17 protein-coding genes and 1 pseudogene are annotated in these 20,328 nt (G+C 67.8%); 4 read left to right on the top strand and 14 right to left on the bottom strand.

The genetic code is table 11. The annotated features are described in order from the left end of the window. Positions 1-201: 201 nt before the first annotated feature. The 13 genes from IEY87_RS12245 to IEY87_RS12185 all read right to left on the bottom strand — a co-directional run bounded on the left by IEY87_RS12245 (position 202) and on the right by IEY87_RS12185 (position 15,475). Positions 202-1,836, bottom strand: a complete 1,635-nt coding sequence (locus IEY87_RS12245; protein WP_189138673.1) for an OmpL47-type beta-barrel domain-containing protein — start codon at positions 1,834-1,836, stop codon at positions 202-204. Positions 1,837-1,906: 70 nt separating this feature from the next. Continuing rightward, the gene (locus IEY87_RS12240) at positions 1,907-5,842 is read right to left on the bottom strand and encodes a ThuA domain-containing protein (protein ID WP_225276955.1); all 3,936 of its coding nucleotides are present in this window, start codon (positions 5,840-5,842) and stop codon (positions 1,907-1,909) included. A gap of 179 nt (positions 5,843-6,021) precedes the next feature. Further along, on the bottom strand, positions 6,022-6,999 hold the full coding sequence (locus IEY87_RS12235; RefSeq protein WP_189138671.1) for a multicopper oxidase domain-containing protein: 978 nt from the start codon (positions 6,997-6,999) through the stop codon (positions 6,022-6,024). A 488-nt stretch (positions 7,000-7,487) separates the two neighbouring features. Next, positions 7,488-7,997 carry a hypothetical protein gene (locus IEY87_RS12230; protein ID WP_189138670.1) on the bottom strand — a complete coding sequence of 170 codons (510 nt, stop codon included), beginning with the start codon at positions 7,995-7,997 and terminating at the stop codon, positions 7,488-7,490. Between the two features lie 22 nt (positions 7,998-8,019). Further along, positions 8,020-8,562, bottom strand: coding sequence for a MauE/DoxX family redox-associated membrane protein (locus tag IEY87_RS12225; RefSeq protein ID WP_189138669.1), 543 nt, complete (start codon positions 8,560-8,562; stop codon positions 8,020-8,022). Further along, positions 8,563-9,045: a hypothetical protein gene (locus IEY87_RS12220; RefSeq protein ID WP_189138668.1), complete on the bottom strand. Its 483-nt coding sequence runs from the start codon at positions 9,043-9,045 to the stop codon at positions 8,563-8,565. It abuts the gene before it with no gap. A gap of 72 nt (positions 9,046-9,117) precedes the next feature. Next, positions 9,118-9,276 carry a hypothetical protein gene (locus IEY87_RS12215; RefSeq protein ID WP_189138667.1) on the bottom strand — a complete coding sequence of 53 codons (159 nt, stop codon included), beginning with the start codon at positions 9,274-9,276 and terminating at the stop codon, positions 9,118-9,120. Positions 9,277-9,282: 6 nt separating this feature from the next. Next, entirely contained in the window at positions 9,283-9,777 is a 495-nt protein-coding gene (locus IEY87_RS12210) for a hypothetical protein (RefSeq protein ID WP_189138666.1), read from the bottom strand. Beyond that, positions 9,774-10,280 (bottom strand): hypothetical protein, encoded by a 507-nt coding sequence (locus IEY87_RS12205; RefSeq protein WP_189138665.1) that lies wholly within the window; start codon positions 10,278-10,280, stop codon positions 9,774-9,776. Before IEY87_RS12205 ends, IEY87_RS12210 begins: the two co-directional genes overlap by 4 nt. 4 nt (positions 10,281-10,284) lie before the next feature. Further along, on the bottom strand, positions 10,285-10,962 hold the full coding sequence (locus IEY87_RS12200; RefSeq protein WP_189138664.1) for a hypothetical protein: 678 nt from the start codon (positions 10,960-10,962) through the stop codon (positions 10,285-10,287). A 453-nt stretch (positions 10,963-11,415) separates the two neighbouring features. Further along, positions 11,416-12,429 (bottom strand): WD40 repeat domain-containing protein, encoded by a 1,014-nt coding sequence (locus tag IEY87_RS12195; protein WP_189138663.1) that lies wholly within the window; start codon positions 12,427-12,429, stop codon positions 11,416-11,418. A 659-nt stretch (positions 12,430-13,088) separates the two neighbouring features. Then, on the bottom strand, positions 13,089-13,457 hold the full coding sequence (locus IEY87_RS12190; RefSeq protein WP_189138662.1) for a nuclear transport factor 2 family protein: 369 nt from the start codon (positions 13,455-13,457) through the stop codon (positions 13,089-13,091). Positions 13,458-13,876: 419 nt separating this feature from the next. Beyond that, entirely contained in the window at positions 13,877-15,475 is a 1,599-nt protein-coding gene (locus tag IEY87_RS12185) for an AAA family ATPase (protein WP_229699327.1), read from the bottom strand. Between the two features lie 237 nt (positions 15,476-15,712). On the opposite strand from IEY87_RS12185, the gene IEY87_RS12180 reads away from it, so the two are divergent. Both IEY87_RS12180 and IEY87_RS12175 read left to right on the top strand, forming a co-directional pair. Then, positions 15,713-17,437 (top strand): hypothetical protein, encoded by a 1,725-nt coding sequence (locus IEY87_RS12180; RefSeq protein WP_189138661.1) that lies wholly within the window; start codon positions 15,713-15,715, stop codon positions 17,435-17,437. Positions 17,438-17,549: 112 nt separating this feature from the next. Beyond that, positions 17,550-17,993: a pyridoxamine 5'-phosphate oxidase family protein gene (locus IEY87_RS12175; protein ID WP_189138660.1), complete on the top strand. Its 444-nt coding sequence runs from the start codon at positions 17,550-17,552 to the stop codon at positions 17,991-17,993. Positions 17,994-18,104: 111 nt separating this feature from the next. Here the strand turns inward: IEY87_RS12175 and IEY87_RS12170 are convergent, their stop codons facing one another. Next, positions 18,105-18,524 (bottom strand): spore-associated protein A, encoded by a 420-nt coding sequence (locus IEY87_RS12170; protein ID WP_189138659.1) that lies wholly within the window; start codon positions 18,522-18,524, stop codon positions 18,105-18,107. Between the two features lie 423 nt (positions 18,525-18,947). Here IEY87_RS12170 and IEY87_RS12165 point away from each other — a divergent pair, with 423 nt between their 5' ends. Together IEY87_RS12165 and IEY87_RS12160 are read left to right on the top strand one after the other, a co-directional pair. After that, on the top strand, positions 18,948-19,259 hold the full coding sequence (locus tag IEY87_RS12165) for a hypothetical protein (protein WP_189138658.1): 312 nt from the start codon (positions 18,948-18,950) through the stop codon (positions 19,257-19,259). Positions 19,260-19,415: 156 nt separating this feature from the next. Next, positions 19,416-20,248, top strand: a pseudogene (locus IEY87_RS12160) (transposase family protein). The last annotated feature ends 80 nt before the right edge of the window (positions 20,249-20,328 follow it).

Below are 20,328 nucleotides of genomic sequence, written 5' to 3'. Positions count from 1 at the left end.
GCGTGTGCGCGTGACTCCTCTCCCGGGCGTGTGCCTGCGGGGACCGACAGGGCGAGTAGGCCGCTCAGGAGAAGGCAGGCGGCCATCGCGGTGAACGGGCCGCGAACCGCCAGGTACGCAGGCCTCGCGTGTGTGAGCGGCCCCCGTCCGTGGACGGGGGCCGCTCGCCGGTTGACGGACTCGCTTCTCGGGACGAGGGCGCTACTCGCTGTCGGGTTCCACGATCATGAAATTGGCCGTGCCCACCGACATGTTCCCGGCCTTGTCGGTGGCCCGGTAGGACAGGGCGTGCTCGCCGGGCTGGTTGACCACCAGCGGCTTCGTGTACGCCGCGAACGGCTGGCCGTCCAGCGAGTACTCCACTTTGTCCAGGCCGGAGCCGACGTCGCTCGCCGTCAGCTTCACCGTCGCCGAGCCGACGTAGTTCCAGGCCCAGTCCTGGGTGCCGGTGATCGCGGCCGCCACCTGCGGCAGCGTGGTGTCGTCCTCCGGAAGCACCACGGTGAACCTCAGCGTCGCCACCGGCGAGGTGTTCCCGGCCTTGTCGGTGGCCCGGTAGGACAGGGTGTGCGCGCCCGCCTTGTTGACCGACACGGGGGACGGGTACTCGATGTAGGGCGCGCCGTCGAGCGCGTACTCCACGATCTCCACCCCGGACTCGGTGTCGCTCACCGAGATCATCACGGTCGCCGCGCCGACGTAGTTGCCCGCCGAGTCCTGCGGGCCCGACAGCAGCGCCGAGACCTGCGGCGGGGTCTTGTCCTTCCCCTCCGAATCCGCCACCGTGAACTCCACCGAGCCCACGGCCGAGGTGTTGCCCGCCTTGTCGGTGGCGCGGAAGGTCACGGTGTGCGCGCCGGGCTGGTTGACCGACAGCGGCTGCGTGTACGCCGCGAACGGCTGGCCGTCGAGCGAGTACTCCACGGTGTCCACCCCGGAGCCGGTGTCGCTCGCCGTGATCGTGACCGTCGCCGCGCCCTCGTAGTCGCCGTCCTCGTCCTGGTCACCGGTCACCTTCCCGGTGACCTGCGGGGGAGTGGTGTCCTCCTCCTGCGGAGCCGCCACCGTGAACTCCACCGAGTCCACGGGTGAGGTGTTGCCGGCCTTGTCGGTGGCGCGGAAGGTCACCGTGTGCGCGCCGGGCTGGTTGACCGACACCGGGGCCGAGTAGGCCGCGAACTCCCCGCCGTCGAGCGCGTACTCCACGGTGTCCACCCCGGACTCGGTGTCGCTCGCCGTGACCGTGACGGTCGCCGCGCCCACGTAGGCACCGTTCTCGTCCTGGTCGCCCGCCACCTGCGCGGAGACCTGCGGTGCGGTCGTGTCCTCGCCCCCGCCTTCGGTGACGATGAGTTCGCCGGTCATCAGGGGGTGCCCGGGGATCGCGCAGGCGTAGCGGTACTTGCCGGGGGTGAGGTTCACCTGGGCGATGTGCCGGCCGCCGTCGGCGTCGAAGGGGCTGGCGATGATGTTGAGGCTGACGTCGTGGTTGTAGCCGGGGGTGGAGGTGTCGAACGTCAGCGTGTGCGTCATGCCGCTGGTGTTGCCGGTGGCCGCGCTGTTCTCGAAGACGATGGTGGCGGGACCCGCCGCCGCCGTTTCCGGCGCCGACTTGTACGCGGTCATGCTGTTGTCGGCGGTCCAGGTGAGCACCTGGTCCGCCGCCTGCGCGGCGGTGAGTTGGGTACGGGGCTGCGCGGTGGCCTGGATCGACGACAGGAAGAGCGCGGGGAGCGCCACGGCGAGCAGCGCCATGGCGAGGCGTGGCGCCGTCACCGCTCCGGCCGCCCGCCGTAAGGCTCTGATCACGAGGGAGGGGAGAGATCCGACATGCATGTGTCTGCACCTTTCCGAGCTGGGGGTGGGGTGCCGGGCACGGGTATCGCCTCCCGGCCCGGCACCCGGCCTAGAGTTCGCGCACGCGGACGTTGCGGAAGTCGACCACGTCGTCGCCGCCGTGGTTCTGCAGCCCGATGAACCCGCTGATGAACTGGCGCAGGTCCGTGGGCGGGTCACCGGCGCGGGAGGACGCCTTGCCCGGCGTGTTGTCGAACTGGTTGATCACGGTGCCGTTGCGGATGATCGTGTAGTGCTGGCCGACCACCCGGACCTCGTAGTCGTTCCACTGCTCCTTCGGGGTCACCCCGGCCCGGTTCAGGCCATTGGGCAAGAAGTTGTAGACGGAGCCCGTCTTCTGCGGCTCGCCCGTGTCGCCGTCGTAGATCTGGATCTCGTGGCCACAGAAGATCGCGACCCACGCGGGTGACGTGCGCGCCGTGCCGACCGTGCCGCAGCTTCCGGCGGGACGCTGCTCCAGCGGGGTCCTCGGGTCAGGGAACCGGACGAAGACGCCGGTGTTGGCGCGATGCTGGCCGGGCGAACTGTCCCGGAACTGCAGCCGGACCGAGAAGTCCGCGTACGCCTTGTCGGAGTACCACAGCATGCCCAGACCGCCAGAGCTGCGGATCGTGCCGTCCGGCTGGAGGGTGAACTGCCCGGACGGGGCCTGGCTCCAGCCCTGCAGCGACGACGCCGTGCCGTCGAAGATGGGCTGGTACCCGGTCACCCTCCCGACCTCCGACTCGGCGCCGGCGGTGCGCAGCGCCTCCGCCTCCTGGGCGGTGATGACGCCGTTCCCGAGGAGCTGGGTCACGACGGTGTCGAGGTGCTTGACGAACTGGTCGTGGTTCTCCCAGTCGCGCTCGTCGTCGATCAGGTCGTTGATCGTGCAGCCGCCGCCGGCCGCCTTGTTGCGCACGCCGGTGAAGGCGTCGAGCAGCTGCACCGTCGGCCGGGCGTCGGGCGCGGCGCAGCCGACCGTGACAGCGATCTTCCCGGTGGCCTGCTCGCCGTCGGCGTAAGTGACCTTCAGCGTCGCCTGGTAGGTGCCGAAGCCGGCGTAGGTGTGCGTCGGGTCAGCCTCCGTCGACGGCTCGCTGCCGTCGCCGAAGTTCCACTCCCACGCCACGCCGCCGGCCTTGGCGCTGGAGAACGTCATCGTCCTGGGCTCGGCGTTCTGCTGGGCGGGACGAGCCACGGCGGCGGCCGGGTCCGGCGTCGCCGGGCCGCCCTTGTAGGTGACGCGGATCAGCTTCTGGTTCGCGTGCAGGCTGAAGAAGCCGCTGCCGTAGTCGAGCATGTAGAGCGCGCCGTCGGGACCGAACTTCGCGTCCATCCACGACTGGAGCTGGTTGGCGGCGCCGCCGGTCGGGATGATGTTCCGCAGGTCCTCGGCGAACGCCGGCCGGCCCGCGTCCCGGGCGGTTTCCGGGTTCACGGTCACGGCGATGCGGTTGTTGCCGTTGGACTCGTCACCGATGAACCACTTGTTGTCCCAGTACTCCGGCCACGCGACCCCGCTGGCGGTGTTGGTCTGGGAGCGGTGGTAGGTCGGGCCCGACATGACCGCCTGGCCGCCGCCCTTGAGGTAGGGCATGGTGAAGGTCTCCTCGCCCTGCTTGTACGTGGGGAGACCGCTGTCGTCCTGCCGCTTCGGGTAGACCGGGCCGCCGCCCTGCGGCGAGTACCAGATCATGTTGGCGCGCGCCGGCGGGATGTCGACGAGGCCGGTGTTGCGCGGCGAGGTGTTCTTCAGGTTGTCGCAGTCGTACCACTCGGCGGGCTGGGTGGCGTCGCTGTTGCTGCGGTCGCGGTAGGGCTGCTTGTTGCCCATGCAGTACGGCCAGCCCTGGTTGCCGGCGGAGGTGAGAACCGTCACGGTCTCGTACTTCGCCGGTCCCCACGTCTCGCTCGGGCCGCCGGCGTCCGGACCGACCCAGCCGGCCGTGAGCCAGTCGTTCTTCTTGTCCCACTCCAGCCGCGCGATGTTGCGGACGCCCATCACCCAGATCTCCGCGCGGGTCTTGCCGCCGCCCTCCTCCTTGCCGGTGAACAGGTTGTCCTTGGGGATCGTGTAGGTGCCGTCGGGCTCCGGGTGGATGCGGAGGATCTTGCCGTTGAGGTCGTTGGTGTTGCCGGAGGTACGGCGGGCGTCCTGGAACGAGGTGCCCTTGTAGTCCTGGGTCCAGTTGTTCCCGGAGTAGCCGCCGGATCCGCCGGAGGAGTTGCTGTCACCGGAGCCGATGTAGAGGTTGCCGTCCTCGTCGAAGGTCATGCCGCCGCCCGCGTGGCAGCAGCTGTGGATCTGGGTGTCCCACCGCAGGAGGTCCTTGCGGCTGCTCAGGTCGATCGTCTGGGTCCGCGATTCGTAGTTGAACCGGGAGACCGTCCGCTTGCCGATGCGCCTGTTCCGGTCGATCGAGTCGTGCGGCATCCAGTACGCGTAGACCCAGCCGTTCTCCGCGAAGTCCGGGTCGAGGGTGATGCCGACCAGGCCCTCCTCGTTCTTGACCAGCTCATCGTTGCTGCTGCCGCGGTTGCCCATGACGGGCAGCGTGGTCAGCAGCTTGACCTGCTTGGTCCTCGGGTCCCACTGGTGGATGGTGCCGCAGCCGAGGCCCACCTTCGGGTCGTTCCAGTCGGGGATCGGGCCGGTGGCGCAGGCCGCCTTGCCGATGTAGAACACCTTGCCGTTCGGCGCGATGGTCAGGCCGTGCGGCTCGCCGATCTGGTCGAGCCGGCCCTGCGTGTTCGGCGCGGTCAGCCGTTCCACGGTGTAGTTGGCCGCGATGGTCGCCTGGCAGTCGCCCCGGACGATGCCGGTCGCCCACCGGATGGCGCCGGCGAGGTGCGTGCGGAACCGGTCGTCGCTGGTGTAGCTCGCCTTGGTGCCGCCCATGCCGGTGTAGAAGGACCGGCCGCCGTCGTAGTCACGGCACCAGGAGACCGGATGGAACGGGCCGTTGCCGTTCATGCTCGGGTTGTAGGTCCACTCCTCGACCTGCGCGATCGTGTGGACCTTGCCCACCGGATTGGGGTTCCAGCTCAGCCACTTGTCGGTCCGCGACAGGGTGAGCGGAAGTCCCTCGTTCGCCGGGTGCCGGCGGTCGAGGATGTCCACGACGGCCTTCTGCTCCTTCGGCGCGGGGGGAGGCGCGGAGTCGGGCCCGAACAGCCGCAGCTCGGCGAGCTGGATCAGCGGCTCACCGCTGTTCGCGGTGATGTTGAGCCGGTAGTACGGGTACGCCGTGGTGTTCTCGAACTTGTATTCCTTGCTCTGGAACCGCTGGGGGAAGGTCTCCCCGCTGCGCTTGTCGAGATCCGTCCAGGTCGTCCCGTTCTGCGAGCCCTGGAGGGTCCAGTCCTTCGGGTCCCGGCCGGCGAAGTCGTTGGCCGACGTCAGCGCGTAGTGCGCCACCGCGACGGCCTTGTCCAGCTTGCCCTGCACCCACGCGGTCGGCGTCCGGGCCAGCCACTTGGTGTCGTTGTCCCCGTCGAAAGCTTTGTCCTTGGTCTCGTTCGGCGGGTTGTCCCCGCTCGCCGCGCTCTCCGTCACCTTCTCCGCGATGGGGAGGGCGCCGACGGGGCGGGTGCCGATCAGCTCGGTGAACCAGGCCGAGTCCACCTGCGCGCGGGCGGCGTCACGGATGCCGACGAACCCGCCGCCGCCCCTGATGAACGCCTGGAAGGCGGCGAGCTCCGACGCGTCCAGATTCACGCCCTTGGCGGACAGGAACACCACGCCGCGGAACCGAGCCAGGTTGTCGGCGGTGAAGACCGCCGGATCCTGGGCCTCCTCGACGGAGAACCCGTTCTTCTTGCTCAGTTCCCTGATCGCCGTCGCGGCCGCCCGTACCGGGTCGTCCTGCTGCGCGGCCTGACCGCTGAAGACCAGCACGTTGACGCCGGAATTCTTGACGGCCGGGGCGGGGTCCTGGGCCTGAACCTGAGCTGACACGGCGGTCGGGGCCGCCAGTCCGAGCACCAGGACGGCACTCGCCATCGTGATCAGTAAGCGTCGCCAGGCGGGTGGTCGGGGCGGTAAACAGCCTGTTCGACCCATCATCGCTCCTTGGGTTGGGGGGTGATTCGGACCGTCGGCCGCGGTCCGGGGCGTGGATGTCTGCGTGGGGCCGTGCTCGTACGGCATGGGAGACCGGATCCGGTCTCGGGGGCGGGCCGTCAGTGGCCCGAGTGGTCGCCGCCCGAGTGACCGCCGCCCGGTTGACCTGGCACGTTCCCGGCCGCGTCCGTCACCGTGAAGATGCCGGCCATCCCCATGTCGGAGTGGCTCTGGACGTGGCAGTGGTACATCCACGCCCCCGGGCCGACCCGCTCGCCCGCGATCACCTGGAAGCCGAACGACTCGGCGGGCCCGGTGATCTTGGTGTCGATGATCCGGCTCTGGTCCTCAAGGCTCTCCAGCAGGCCGGTGCGGTTGTCGGCCCAGCGGTGCCCGTGGATGTGGAACGTGTGGTAGAACTCGCCGTGGGTGATCACGATCCACTCCACCCGCTCGCCGACCTTGGCGACGAACTCCGGCGCGGCGTGCGCGGGGCGATTGTTGATCATCATGTCGTTGAAGACGACGGTGAACGTCTTGTCCGGCCTGACGTCCGTCTTCCGCCGGACCACCAGCGGGCCGTACAACCCCCGCCGGATGCCGATCGTGCCGTGATCGGTCCCCACCACGTGGTCGTGGTAGTGCCAGTAGCCTGCGCTGCCGGGCTCGATGCCGGCGCCGCCCACGCGCCTGCCCTGCGCGTGGGTGCGCCAGATGTAGGTGCGCCGGCTCCCGGGCTCGACCACGCTGTCGTTCAGTCGCGTACCGTCGCTGGCCACGTCGTAGTTCACCCCGTGGGCGTGCAGGCTCGCCGTCACGTCCAGGTTGTTGACCAGCTCGATCTCCAGCGTGTCGCCCTCGACCAGCTCGATGAGCGGCCCGGGAATCGTGGCATTGCCGGGCTCCAGGCCGTAGCCCAGCTGGCCGTCCTCCAGCCGCTCGGCGTACAGGGTGATGCGGCGGACCGCGCCCATGGTCGTGCCGGCCGTACGGGCCTGGGTCGACGCCGCGGTCTGATTCGCCGGGACCAATGCTGCCAGCGCGGCAGCCGTCGCGGACGTGGTGAAGACACGCCGGGAGAGCAGGCTTTTCGCCATGCCTCTGCCTACCTCGGTCATGGTTCCCCAATCGGTGACGCTTTGAGGGCGACTTGCGGGTGCTCGGGACACTGCTTACGCGCACGACATGGGCCTGGCCTGGACCGGTCGCGTCATGATGGGTGATGCTGCGGAGTCAATGAGATCGACTTTCGATCGAAGTACGCGCCATTTTCGATCAAATGTCAATAAGTAACGGCGAAAGACGCGGAACTTCCGCTTATATCTGGTCAAAGGTGGATGCGGCTGTTACGGTGACCCCGAGATCGAACTTCCCCGCATCCCCCACGTCAGCGCCCCGCCCACACCCCCTGCCCCCTCCTATCGCCGGTCGTGGGCTCGCAGGGGCAGAAACACAGCGCCCAGCCGCTCCGATCCCGTTGTGCGGCGATCCAGGGGCTTATGTCGATGCTCATGCGAAAGGTGCCGCTGACAGCGTCGGAAGTGTGCCGGCGTGCGTGAGGGGCCGTATGCCGCCCCGAACACGTCTAGGACGGGACAGTGTCCAGGTGGGTGCGCGCGGTCTCCGCGAACCGCTGGAGCTCGGTGTCAGAGCCGGTGCCGGCGAGCACGATGAACCTGTCCTTCGACATCGCCGCCACCTCCACCTCGCCGTCGTGGCGCGCGATGTTCTTGGGCCCGACCGTCGAGGTCACGGTGCCGACCGCGCCGCACTCCGCGTAGAAGAACTTGAAGGCGTTCATGGCGTCCACCCCGCTCGCCACGACCTGCGTCATCGCGGTGCCGTCCGTCGCCGTGAAGGAACGCCACCAGGTCGTGGCCTCCATCGGCACGATGACCCGCTTCCCGCAGGGCACCAGGCTTTCGTCCAGGTCTCGCCAGGTGCCGTGCGAGGTGCTCGCGACCGTCCACGTACGGCCGTCCTTCAACTGGCCCGGCTCCAGGAGGAGGGAGGCCGGGTCGGCCTTCACCGGCTCCGTGCCGCAGGCGGCGCAGGCGCAGAGCAGCGCGAGGAGCGTCACGATCGTGCGGTTCACGACTGATGATCCTCTCTCGGAGTCACCTGGATGACCGCCCGTGGGCCGCGGAGGTTCCCTGAAGATCGGCCACCTTGTCGGCGACGATCAGGAAGCCCGCCACCACGGCGGCGAGCCCGCAGACGAGCAGCCGGGCGCCCATCTCAGCAGGTACGGGCGGCCAACCCGCGACGAGCGGCGCCGTGGCCACTGCCAGCAGTACAGCACGGCCGACCTTCAGCGGCGAGGCCGGGCTGGTCTCGTCCAGGCATCCGCACGGCACCCTGCCCCTACGCCGCAGCAGTACGGCCAGATAGGCGGCCAGTGCCAGGTACCAGAGCGCCACGGCCGCGGCGGCGAACCGCACCAGCCGGGCCTCTCCAGCCAGCCACCCGGCCAGCACGGCGGCTCCCGCCAAGCCCTCGGCGGGCCCGGCCAGTGGCGTGAGCCGTACCAGAAAGGAGGGGAGCAGGTCGTGTGCTCTGATCACCTTCGTCAGGTCGCCGCGGCGGCGCACCGCGGCGATCACCAGCAGTACGGCGCCCGCCAGGGCGAAGCAGGCAGGCAGAGTGTCGAAGATGGTCATCTATGTCCAGAGGAGCGCGAGCGACAACAGGAACCCGGTGGCGCACAGGCGTCCCACCCAGGCCGTCGAAGCGAGCAGCTTCGTGTCCCACCGGCGTGGGTCGTCGCTGAGCGCGCGAGTGAGCGGCATGAGCGCCCGGCCCACGCCGAAGCCCAGCCCGGCCAGCAGGCCCGGTCCGAGTCCTCCGGCCAGCACGACGATCAGGACGAGCAGGTGAGGCAGCGCGGTCGGGGTGAAGGTACGTACACCCGTGCCCATCTCGAAGCCGAACTGCAGCGGCCCGGAGAAGTCGGAGCGAGGGATGACGTCCTGCGGTACGAGCCGGCGATTCTGCGGCAGCGACAGCGGCCGTCCGGCCAGCTCGAAGAGCATGATGACGGCGACGATCGGGGCGAGAGCCCACAGCCGCACGGTCTCCGGGATGATCGAGGCCAGCCCGCCGAGCGTCCCCGTGAGGAGGCCGGCCAGCAGTGCGCCGAGCATGAGACCGATGGTGAAAACCGGTAACTTGCCTCGCCAGACCGACGAGGTCAGCAGGTCCGCTGAGTTGAGGCTTCAAACGGAGCCGGACAGCGAGAACCCGGCGGTCACCCCCATCATCGTCCAGGCGAGCAGGGCGAACGACGGGGTCCAGAACTGGTGGGCGGCCATCACCAGGGCCGCGCTCAGCGCGAGGCCGAGCGCGACCCGGTTGGCGGCGAAGGCGTTGCTCACGTGGTGTTACAGGGCCCAGGAGCAGATGTAGAAGGTCGTACCCCCGCAGGTGGCGACGTTTCCGTCGGCACAGCGGTACTTGGTGCCGCTGTGCGTCCACCGCCAGGCGTTCCTGTCGGTCAGGCTGCCCGCACCACAAGCCTTGATCGCGTAGCTGTTGTAGCAGGTGCCGGAGGAGCGCACGAACCAGCCGTCGCCGCCGCAGTAGCTCCTGGAGTAGGGGGCGCCCACGCAGACCTTGGTGTTGTTGTTGTAACCGGCATTGCTGCTGTAACCGGCGCAGTCGGTGTACTCGTTCCCCACCACCGCCTGGGCGGCGTTGTTCCTGCCCGGCAGGGCGGACAGCACGTTCAGGGCCAGGGCGCCGCCCAGCACGCCGGCGGTCTTGAAGACGGTTCTGCGGGAGGGCACCGACCACGTCAGGCTGGGACGCTTGCCGCTGTCCGGCTCGTCCTCCACGGAGGGCACCTCGGCCCAGTAGCTGTCGACATCGACTGTCATGCGCTTAACCTCTCTGAAGGGCTGACGGCGAGAAAGGCGTCGAGATCGTCATCGGAACCGACGACTCTGCGCCATTCCTCGGTCCCGTCGGCGGCGTACTTGACCAGCGTCGGGGTCGCGCCGACGGCGACCGTGCCGACCAGGGCGGCGTCGATGACGGGCAGGACCTCGCCGGCCGCCACCCACTCGGCGCAACGGTCAGCGGAGGCCAGCAGCACGGCGTGGCCGGACAGGTCCGGCCCGGCCACGGCGGCGAGGTGGTGGGCACGCTCCCGGCAGTTGGGGCAGTGCTCCGACACGACCAGGACGAAGGTCGGCAGACCGTCGGCGGAGCCGAACCTGTCCACCGACCTGACGGCCGGCGCCGCCGGTGCGGCCGCCTGCGCCTGCAGCAGTTTGCCCTGCAGTTCACGGACCATGTTCAGCATCGCGGCGAAGGCGAAGAGCAGCAGCACCGTCCCCAGGAAGGACAGAACCGTCAGCGAGTCCAGGAATGCTCTCATCGGTCTAGCTCAGCCTGCACGAGATGGACTCCACGACGCTGATGAAGCGCGCGTCGTCCGGGCGCGCGGCGACCACGGTCGTCGCGGTGCTGTCGTTGACCATGAAGGCTGAGCGGGTCTGCACGGCGCCGGCCTCGTCGCGCTCGTCGACGCGCCACATCGAGCCGCCGCGCACCCGCTTGCCCGCGGAGCGCGGGATCGACTCCGACGCTTCCTCGGCCGGTTTGACCTGGACATTGCACACCTGGTCGATGGTGTTGACCGCCAGCAGGTTGCCGAGCGTCAGGCCCGATCCCGCCCGGGGCAGCATGGTCAATCCTTCCGGCGTGTCCCGGATGTCGAACTTGGCCAGGACGTCCATGAAGGCTTCGAAGGGGACGTTCGTGCCGGTGAAGAAGGTGGCGACTTCGTTGTGCGGTCCCACCCACACCATGTTGGTCCCGCTCTCCGGGTCCTCCAGCGACATGATGCGGTCGCCGTTCCATTGGGCCTCACGCACGGTGAAGCGGGACCAGTCGCCCATCTGCTTGGAGACGAGCTCGGCGGACCCTGCCGGGGTGACCTGGAACCGCATGCCACCGGTGGGGCCGTGGGCCCAGATGAGATAGGCCCAGCCGCCGATGAAGGGCTGAGGGTTACCGTCGACCGTGAGCTGTTGTCCGTTGGGTGCGCGCATCTGCATGGGGGGCCTTTCGCATGGAGGGGGTGGGGGCACGCCGAATAGCCCAGATGGGCATTGGAACTGGCAGGGGAGTGTCAGTGCCCGGCGCCTGCGCCGAACTCCATGAAGATCGAGTGGCAATATCTCACGGGGTCCACCCACCGTCAAGATCGTGTTGACGCCCCTCCGCCACCGAGCGGCTTCCCGGCAGAGACGAACTTTTCCCAGGTCAGGGATGCCGTCAGCCGAACCCGTCGAGGGCGTCACCTACGCGTACTGGCGCGATCGGTGTAGTTCCGATGTACGGCCGGACATCCACCCTTCCCGGCTGTCGAAAGGTAAGGCTCCATCGCTGATATGTCGTGTATCCGCCGACCGCGACGCCGACCCCACGTCGTGGAGCCACTCTCTGCCGAACCGCGGGAGTTCCGGACACCGTACGAGTGAGTTCGGGCGTGGCCCGTCATGCGCACCTCAGTGGTCGCGCGCGAAGACGATCCCCAGCGAGATGCTCTCGCCTGGGTTCAGGCCGAGATCGCGAATTCTGTGCGAGGCTCCCGTTTTGACATTGAAGCGGTAGTAGCCGAATGATCCGTCGGGCTCGGGAGTTTCCGCCTCGATGATGTACTCGTCGTTGGTCAACCAGGCATGTTCTATGGCGTCGCTCGGTTCCGAGAGAAGGTCGAGCTTGAGTTTCCTGGTGACTTTGCCGGTCATGGCGTCGCGGATGACAGCGTACTCGTCGCCGTCTTCGCTGACTTCGGGGAGTATCGCCAGCATTGACCGGCCATCGGGGGAGAGGTATCCCGGAAAATCGACAGCGCTCCATTCGCCGAGCACGGCACCGTCTCGCTTCAGGAGGATCTCCCTGCTGCCTGTGTCAAATTCGGTACACGTTTTCTGTGTCGCGATCCGGGACGCGCCTCTGCTCATGCCGAGGATCGAGCAGAACCCTGGAATGGTGATGGTCTGCCCGGTGGCGAACTCTGTGACCAGCAAGCGAGGTTGAGCCCCGGCGAAGGAGACCGCGAAGAACTTGCCGTCCGGAGAAATTGCCAGGTCGCGGACTTCATCCAGCGCTTGGGCCGTGTCCAGCCGTGGCGAGATGGCCTTCAGTTGTGCTGTCGGCAGGTCCCAGCTCATGAACCGCATGTACTTCTTGCTCAAGTATGCGACGCGGTGGCCGTCGCGGCTGACTTGCAGAGCGATGCCGCGACGTTTGTTCTCGCTCAACTCCACCTGGCTGGCTGCGTCATAGAGGGGTATGTCGCCTGAGCAATCGTCGTCGCCGACGCTGACTCCTCCGCGGTATCCGCCGCAGCCCGCGCCATATGGCGTGCCGATGTCCCGTCTTCCGTCACCGCTCTTGAAGTTGACGTGCAACCGCCTCTCGGTGCAGCCTATCAATGGAGGCTTGGTCTCCTCATCGATGCGTCTGGAAGGCCAGCTGTGGCATTCCGAGCCCTCGGGGATGAAGGCGTATTGCATAGGGGGATCATAGGGTTTCGGATGCCAGTCCCAGGCCGTTGGTCCTGGCCTGTTGTTCCCATATAGATAGAGGAAGCCGACACCGATTGCAAAGACAAGGAGGAGGGCACCTGACCGGGGTGTCAGCCAGCGTCTCGGATGGCCTGGTAAATCGTCAGGAGAAGTATTCAATTGGCCGGCGATCGGCCCGCTCACGTTGACAGATTCGCTCACGATCCCCAAGCCCCCTGTGCGATGCCGAGCGACACGGTAACCTGTTGAAGTAACATAATCATCACGTAACTGACGGTTGTGCGCGGATACTCGACCGATCAATCCGTCGGTTGTCCGATGTTAAGCGGAAACTTCGATGGGCGATGAGATCCAGACCGGACGTGCCTGTCGATGGTGCCCCGCCAGTCTCTTCGTGCCCTTCGAGATGTGGGAATCGCAGGAGAACTGCCCTCCCTGGCAAGTTCTCCGGTGAATGCCTCGACATGGCTTGCTCGGACGTTCGGGTCGGCCCGGCGGAGCGCGCTGTCACCGACCACCAGATGCGGTTGCATAGGCCCCAAACTGGTCTTCACCCCCTCCGAATGGAAGGCGTTCCTCGGCGGCGTCAGTACCGGTGAGTTCGACCTCCCGGCCTGACCTCCCCTCAACCTGAGGGACTCCTCGGGTCAGCGGTAGTCGTTGTCCTTCAGTTCGATGACCCAGGCGCGACGTTCGGCGATCTTGCCGTCGCGCATGACGAACACCTCTGCCATGGACATGCGCATCTCACCGCCTGCGGCTCGCTTCACCGTCCCGGTGAGCTCCGCCATGACGACGTCGCCCTGCTCGACCATGCGCACGACCTCCAGGTGGGGAGGGTTGATCAGTTCGGGCGGGCCGTCGATGGCCCCGTCATAGGCGTCCTTACCGGTCAGGCGGAAGGCGCCGAAGACGGTCCACTGGATGTCGTCGGTCAGGCAGGACAGGATCTGCTCGTGATCGTTCTTACGGAAACCGTCCAAGTAGGTGGTGACGGTGTCGATGTTCTGTGACATGCGTACTTCCTAGCGTCCTGGGTCGGGGTGTTTCCCTTCGCAGGAGGGTCGGAGCGGCCGCGGCGTTCTTGACATCACCCGGCGCTCACGCTGGCAGAAGGGGATGAACGCCGGCCGCAGTGACGACGGGCAGGCCGTCCAGGTCAAAGCGGATGCTGATCGACTCCAGGATCTGCCGGACCCATCAGCACGCTGCCGGAACGGCCAGACCCAGAAGGAACCGCCTTGGCCCAAGGTCTACCCGGTGCTGGTCGGCGGTGGCATGCCGTTCTTTTCCCGCGCGAGCGCCGGGTGGATCTCGAACTTGTCGAGACCCGCACCTTCAGCTCGAGAGCTGTCTACCTCCGACACTGTGTGGCCCGCCAAGCCGGGTCGTAGAACGCTGCCACCTCAGCTTTGGGCCTCGTCGGTTCCAGGCATCACACCCGCAGGACGGTTACCTGGCGGCCGGACGGGGTGGTCGTCTGCTCGAAACCGCCGCGTTCGTTCCAGGTTGGGGCTTCGGGGCGCCGGTCGAAGATGACGAGCACGCCGGTGGAGAGGGTGAGCCGGTCCAGGTAGCGGTCGAGCTGGGTGAGGCCGTCGGGCTTCGGGTCGTGTTCTCCGGTTCGCCAGACTTTCAGTTCCATGGCCTCGCGTTGTATCAGCCGTTGGCCTTCTGGGCCGGTGTGGGGCCAGCGGATGAGCACGTCCAGGCGTTTGGTGCCGGCGGCGTACTCGCGGTCGAGTTGGCCGCCGCCGTTGACCAGCCGGTGCAGGAAGGCCATGAGGATGATCTGGCAGGCGGCCTCGTGGTAGCCCTCCTGGCGGATGAGTACTTCGCCGTGCTCGCGCCAGAACACGACGAACTCCTGCAGGAGGCGCGGCAGGTCGAATCGGCCGTCCGGCAGGACGAAGCTGTGCGGATCGGCCATCACGTACTGTTCCGCCGGGTCGCCCAGCACCTGCAGGATGACCTCACGATAGATCGGGTTCGCCACCTCCAGCGGAGGTCTTTCTTTGATCAGGCCCAGGTCGCGGACGTACGACAGCGCGTCGGAGAAGGTGAGGTCGACCTCGGGGAGCGACCCGGCCACGATCGGTTCGATCACCCGCTTGACCCGGGGTTCGTGCAGCCGGGCCACCAGCGCGTCGAGGTGGGTGGCGCGCGCCCGGATCAACCGCTCCTTGGCCGTATCCACCTGCCCTGCGGTGATGTCGCCGGTCACCCCCATCTCGAAGGTGATCTCGTAGGCGAGGGCGTTGACCAGCCAGGGTTGTCCCTGGGTCAGCTCGAAGACCCGGTCCACCGCGTCCTTGGTGAACTCCTGGCCGGTTGCCTGGGTGTGCTGGTCGTACAGCTCGGCGATCTGGCTGGTGGTGAAGTCGCCCAGGCGCAGCGACTTGGCGATGATGTTGAAGGGGCTGGCGGGGTTGGACCGGCCGGGGTCGCCGCCTGAGGCGACCTTGTAGTCACGCAGGTCGCGCAGTCCGCACAGCACGACGGAGACAGGGAAGGGATAGCCCTCCGGCCGCGCGTTGTGGCCGTCGCGCAGCTGGCTGAGGATGCTGACCAGGCTGTTGCCCTGCAGGGCGTCGACTTCATCCATGAACAGCACGACCCGGTGCGGGCAGCGGCGGCACCACTCGCTCAGCGTCTCGATGAACCGGCTTCCTGGCGTGACCTGCGGCCAGGGGTCCGGCGGCAGGAGTTCGTCGGGCCAGCCCGACCGCGTCGCAGCCGCACGGAGGGAGTCCAGCAGGAGTGATTCCGCGAGGGCGAAGTCGTCACCGGCCGCCTTGGCGCGCTCGCAGGAGAACATCAGGGCAGCGACATCGCCCTCGGTGGCCAGCTCGGCGGCCAAGGTGCGCAGCGCGGTTGTTTTCCCGGTCTGCCGGGGCGCGTGCAGGACGAAATAGCGGTCCATCTCGATGAGCACCCGTGCCTCAGGGAGCCGTGGCGTGGGGGGCAGCATGTAATGGCGGCGCGGGTCGCACGGGCCGGTGGTGTTGAAGAATCTCGCTCGCGGTGGGCGCACGGTCACATTCTGCCACCCTCTGACGCTCGCGTCCGGATGATCTGGAGCGCCACCCTGCCTCGGCTGCGGCGTTCTTGACCTCACCCGGAGATCCGGTGCTCACGCCGTCAGAAGGAGGTGCGCTCGACTGTCCGTCGGTACGGTGGCGTCGCGCTAAGATCGCGTCCCGTGCCTTCGCATAGTTCCTGGCGGATTATTAGAGTTGTAGTAATAGGTCTGGTTCTTGCGGCGGCGGTCGTGGGCCTCGTGCTCGGCGACGCCTGGCTCTGGGCGGCCGTCACCTGGACGCCGCCGGACTATGCGGGGTTCTACGCGCGCGGCGGGTTCGACACTTCGACGACCGCGGCGCTGCTGGTGGCCGCGTTGGTGAAGGCCGCGTTGCTCTGGCTGATCCTGCGTGCCCCCGTGCCGGGAGCGCTGGACCGCCGGGAGAAGGCGCTGCGTCGGCTGCTGTATCTGGCGGTGGCGTACGGCCTTGTGCTGTGGTACCCGATCGGGCTGCTCCCCGACGTGGTGGGCGTGGTGTTTCAGCTCGCGCTGGGGATCGCGATCGACGTCTTCTACCTGCTCGTCATCCGCTGGCGGTCCCGCGTGCTGCGCGCGGCGGCCGGCGTGCTGTTCGCGGTCGAGTTGGCCGGGATGGCCAACGAACTGCTCGACGAACTCGACCTTCCGGAGTTCGGCTCGGGTGGCATCGTCGAACTGGGCTTGATGCTGGGCGGAGCGGCGGCGATCATCGTCACGGTCATCGGGCAGTGGCGCGACGGCCGGTGGAGCCAGGGCACGCTGGTCGCCGGGTGGTTGTCGGTGGGCATCTCCGCGCTGGTGATCCCGCTCAACATTCTTTTCGGAGGGATCTTCAGCGGCACTGTGGTGATGCCGGTCGTGATGGACGCGGCGGGGCTCATCAGCATCGTGTGGATCGCGGCGACCGCCCGTGAGCTGCCCACGGAGAGCCTCCCGGTGGACCTTCCGCCCAGGCGGCGGCGCATGATGCGCGTCGGGGTGGCGGCTGTGGCCGTACTGCCGATCATCTCGCAGATCCACCCGGAGCAGACCGCGCACCTCACCTACACCGGCTGGTCGATGGACTGCTACGACCGGCCCAGCTTCGGCGACCTGAAGCCTGCGGAGCGCAATGCCGTGTTCCTGTGCCGGGCGCGGAGCACGGATGGCGGAGTCCTGCCCATGTTCCCGGAGGACCTGTCGGACCAGGCGGTCCTCGCGTACGGGCGGGCGCTGTGCCGGGCGAAGGACCGCGGCGAGCAGGAGGCGATCCTGACGCGGGCCGGGAGCGCTCGGCCCGGCTGGGGCGCGGACCCGTGGGACCTCGTCTACGTCTGCCCGGAGATCGTCGGCGCGACCCATCCCGACCTGCTGCGGTCGAGCACGCAGACCGAGGAGGCGAACACCGCCTACGTCGACGAGCAGAACGCGAAGTGCCGCGACCCGTGGCCCCGGACGAAGGGTGTCGTCCAGGCCACGGCCAACTACTTCCTGTTCGTCGACGGTGATCCCGGCTATCTGGTCCACGACCCCGGGGACAAAGCCGGCGACAAGGCGTCGGAGCGGGCGATGGACAGGGTCTACGACGACGACAGCGCCGACATCGGGGTGGGCGGCAGCGCGGTGCTCGTCGGGCACATCGAAGACGTCTCTGATGTGTGTCTCACGGTGAAGGCCTTTCGCACCGCGCCGCCACGGCGGACGGCCGGGTGGTATCAGGTCACCGAGGTGCCGATCGTCAGCCGCAGCGGCCGGCTGACCGTGCCGGAGATGGGCGAGGGCGGAGATGTGGGCGCCGGCGCCCCGATGCCGAACCTGGCGATCAGGGGGAAGGGCCGCTATCGGCTTCGCGTCTATGTGCGGCTCTCTGATGCGGGGGAGGAGCACCTGGTCGTCGTGTTCCCGGGTGCGTCGAGGGCAACGCTCAAGCTGAAGCGAGGACGGGGCCCGTACTGAAGCGTTGAGCGGCGAGAGCTGGAGCGTTGAGCGGCGAGGCGCACACGGCTTCCCCCGGAGAGAGGCGCACACTGCTTCATCCGGAGAAAGGTGTCGGAGCGGGAGATATACGATGGCGCTCGCGAAACACCCGAGGAGGATCGTGGATCTGGTCGAGCAGGGCAACGGCTTCGCCGCGTTCTGGCAGGAGCGGCATCTGTGTACGCTCGCCACCTCCCGGCTCGGGGGCCCGCCGCACGTGGTGCCCGTGGGGGCCACGCTGGACCTGGGCACCGCGATCGCCCGTGTGATCACCTCGGGATCCTCGTACAAGGCCAGGCTCATCGGTGCGTCCGGTTCGTCCGGCGCGCTGGTGGCACTGTGCCAGGTGGACGGCCGGTGGTGGTCGACGCTGGAGGGCCGGGCCGTGCTGCGGACCGAGCCTGAGCAGGTGGCCGACGCCGAGCGCCGCTACGCCGCCCGCTACAAGCCGCCGCGTCCGAACCCGTCCAGGGTGGTCGTGGAGATCCGGGTGACGAACGTGCTGGGCAACGTTCTTTCCCTGCCCGGGTCGTAGGGAATCGCACCAGCGTTGAACGTCATGCCAGGAAGGGCAGCGAACCGCACAGCGCCCTGGAGGGTGCCCTCCACGTTCCCGCTGGAGAGCACCCGGTCCGGTCACCAGAGGTCAGCCGCAGTGCACGTTGTTGAGCTCGCGGATCGTCCAAGCCGGTACGGTCGCGCCAACGTCGATGCACTGGCCGGGCGCGGAGACGTACACCGGGCCGGCGTAGATCTTGTAGTCCCCGGCATCGGTGGATTCTCCGCTGCCGTCGCCTCTCGAGATCGTGACTCTCTTCCAGCTCACGGTGTTGGCGTAGGCACCGTAGCCGTAGGTCAAGGCGCAGTTCTTCCCGGTGCTGGAGCTGTAGTACACCTCCAGCGTGCCCGTGCGGGTCCCGTCCTTGGAGACGGCGTAAACACCGACCCGGGAGTAGCTGCTGCCGCAGGGTCCGGCCGCGCCGGCCGGAGCGGCGCCCGCTACCAGCGTGGTGGTGGCGGCCAGGGCCGTGCTTGCCAGGAGGGTGGCCAGCTTGCGTGTGCGCACGAATATCCTTTCGGGTTCCATCGGAGCGATCATGCTAACCACGGGCTCACGGTTGCCGCCCACGAGTCGTGATCAATGTGACGATTGGCACATAGTTGACTCAGTGGTCCGTTTTCGGGTTCTTCGGCGCAGATCACGAAGCCGGTATGGACTCCGCGAGATCGGAACGGGAAGATCCCCGCGCAAACCCGCCCCCTTCGGCGGGGCAATGGCCGTACGGCTGCCCGCCATCACCGCCGCGGCCGACCAGGACCTCGCCGACGCTCTGGCCGCCCACCACGCGCACACCGAGGACGCGGCCGTGCGCGCGGACCTGCGGGCCTTGTTCACCGAACAGCCGCTGCCCGGCGTGCCCTGGCTGGTCATGGTGGACGGGGTTACATCGAGCAGATCCATGACACCGGCCTCGATGCCCTGGTACGTGTGCCACTGCTGGCGACCATGGCCGCGCTCGTCTTCAGGCTGGACGGTGACAAGGGTCTGCCGAGTAGCAGGACCGCGTTGTTCGCACATTTCGTCGGCCTGTTGCGGGAGGGACGCCTGTCGCCCAAGCCCTCTCCCGACACCACCGACCTGCCGCGCTGGCTGCTGGACGCCGTCGACCCGATTCTGAACGCCATGGCGGCCGCCCAGGTCGACGGTGTTGAGGACCGGTTGTTCTCCCTGGCCTGCGATGAGATGCGGGCGCTGCGGCCGGACACCCCGAAGTCGGAATGGTACGAGGCACTGAGGTGATCTCAGGGAAATAATTCGGGACGATGAGGGATGTTTGGGACGCCCGTGGTGGCGTTTCGGGCCTTTCGGGAGAAGTCGTCGAAGGCCGGAGATGGACGTGGAGCCTCCGGTAGATGAGTTCTCACCACAAGAAATCCCGCCGCCGAAAGGCTCCACGTGATTGCTCATCGTGCCACGCTCGACGTCTCCCGCGCGCTGATTCACCATGTCGCCCGGTCGCTGCGAGACGAACGACGCCGGCTCGGCACACCCAAGGGCAGCCGTGCGCTGACCCCGTTCTGGCAGGCGGTGCTGATCCTGCGCTGGTTCCGGGGCGAGCACGACATTCCCAAACTCGGCCGCGACCATCGCGTCTCCCGCGCCACGGCCTACCGCTACATCGCCGAGGGGATCGACGTCCTGGCAGCTCAAGCCCCTGATCTGCACGAGGCGCTGGACCGTGCCCAGGCAGACGGGCTGGCTTATGTGATCCTGGACGGCACCCTGATCCCCATCGACCGTTGCGCCGAGCAGAGCCTCAGCGTCAAGGGCGAACCTATCGACACCTGGTACTCCGGCAAAGCCCACCAGCACGCCGGCAACCTCCAGGTCCTGTCGGCACCCGGCGGACTGCCGCTGTGGATCGCCGAGGTCGAGCCCGGCTCCGTCCACAACTTGACCGCCGCCCGCACACATGTGCTGGGCGCGCTGTACGCCGCAGCCGCAGCTGGACTGCCCACCCTCGCCGACAGCGGCTACGACGGTGCCGGAATCGGCGTTCACACACCGATCAGGCAACCCGGAGGAAACCAGATCCTCAGCCCGGACAACCGCACCTACAACCGGCTCCTACGCGCCGATGCCTCGGCGAACGCGGGTTCGCCCTGCTCAAAGGCCGCTGGCGCACCCTCCAGCACATCACCGTCAGCCCAAGCAGAATCGGCGACATCGCCCGCGCAGCACTCGTCCTCACCCATTTCGAGCATGACTACCTACCGGAAATTCGCTGAGATCACGTCACTGTACGCGCTGCTGCTAGGCACGTCGTTGTTCGAGGTTGAGGACGGACGGCTGAGTTTCGTGCACCGCA

Source organism: Nonomuraea glycinis (assembly GCF_014646515.1).
Taxonomy (GTDB): Bacteria; Actinomycetota; Actinomycetes; order Streptosporangiales; family Streptosporangiaceae; genus Nonomuraea; species Nonomuraea glycinis.
Note: the sequence above shows the minus strand (reverse complement) of the source record. Positions and strands in the feature narration are given on the sequence as shown.

What these genes read in the sequence shown, in the direction of transcription:
- IEY87_RS12200 (WP_189138664.1), bottom strand. Translation starts at nt 10,962, where the DNA reads ATGCAGATGCGCGCACCCAACGGACAACAGCTCACGGTCGACGGTAAC.
- IEY87_RS12245 (WP_189138673.1), bottom strand. Translation starts at nt 1,836, where the DNA reads ATGCATGTCGGATCTCTCCCCTCCCTCGTGATCAGAGCCTTACGGCGG.
- IEY87_RS12240 (WP_225276955.1), bottom strand. Translation starts at nt 5,842, where the DNA reads ATGGCGAGTGCCGTCCTGGTGCTCGGACTGGCGGCCCCGACCGCCGTG.
- IEY87_RS12235 (WP_189138671.1), bottom strand. Translation starts at nt 6,999, where the DNA reads ATGGCGAAAAGCCTGCTCTCCCGGCGTGTCTTCACCACGTCCGCGACG.
- IEY87_RS12220 (WP_189138668.1), bottom strand. Translation starts at nt 9,045, where the DNA reads ATGCTCGGCGCACTGCTGGCCGGCCTCCTCACGGGGACGCTCGGCGGG.
- IEY87_RS12210 (WP_189138666.1), bottom strand. Translation starts at nt 9,777, where the DNA reads ATGACAGTCGATGTCGACAGCTACTGGGCCGAGGTGCCCTCCGTGGAG.
- IEY87_RS12195 (WP_189138663.1), bottom strand. Translation starts at nt 12,429, where the DNA reads ATGCAATACGCCTTCATCCCCGAGGGCTCGGAATGCCACAGCTGGCCT.
- IEY87_RS12225 (WP_189138669.1), bottom strand. Translation starts at nt 8,562, where the DNA reads ATGACCATCTTCGACACTCTGCCTGCCTGCTTCGCCCTGGCGGGCGCC.
- IEY87_RS12205 (WP_189138665.1), bottom strand. Translation starts at nt 10,280, where the DNA reads ATGAGAGCATTCCTGGACTCGCTGACGGTTCTGTCCTTCCTGGGGACG.
- IEY87_RS12175 (WP_189138660.1), top strand. Translation starts at nt 17,550, where the DNA reads ATGGCGCTCGCGAAACACCCGAGGAGGATCGTGGATCTGGTCGAGCAG.
- IEY87_RS12190 (WP_189138662.1), bottom strand. Translation starts at nt 13,457, where the DNA reads ATGTCACAGAACATCGACACCGTCACCACCTACTTGGACGGTTTCCGT.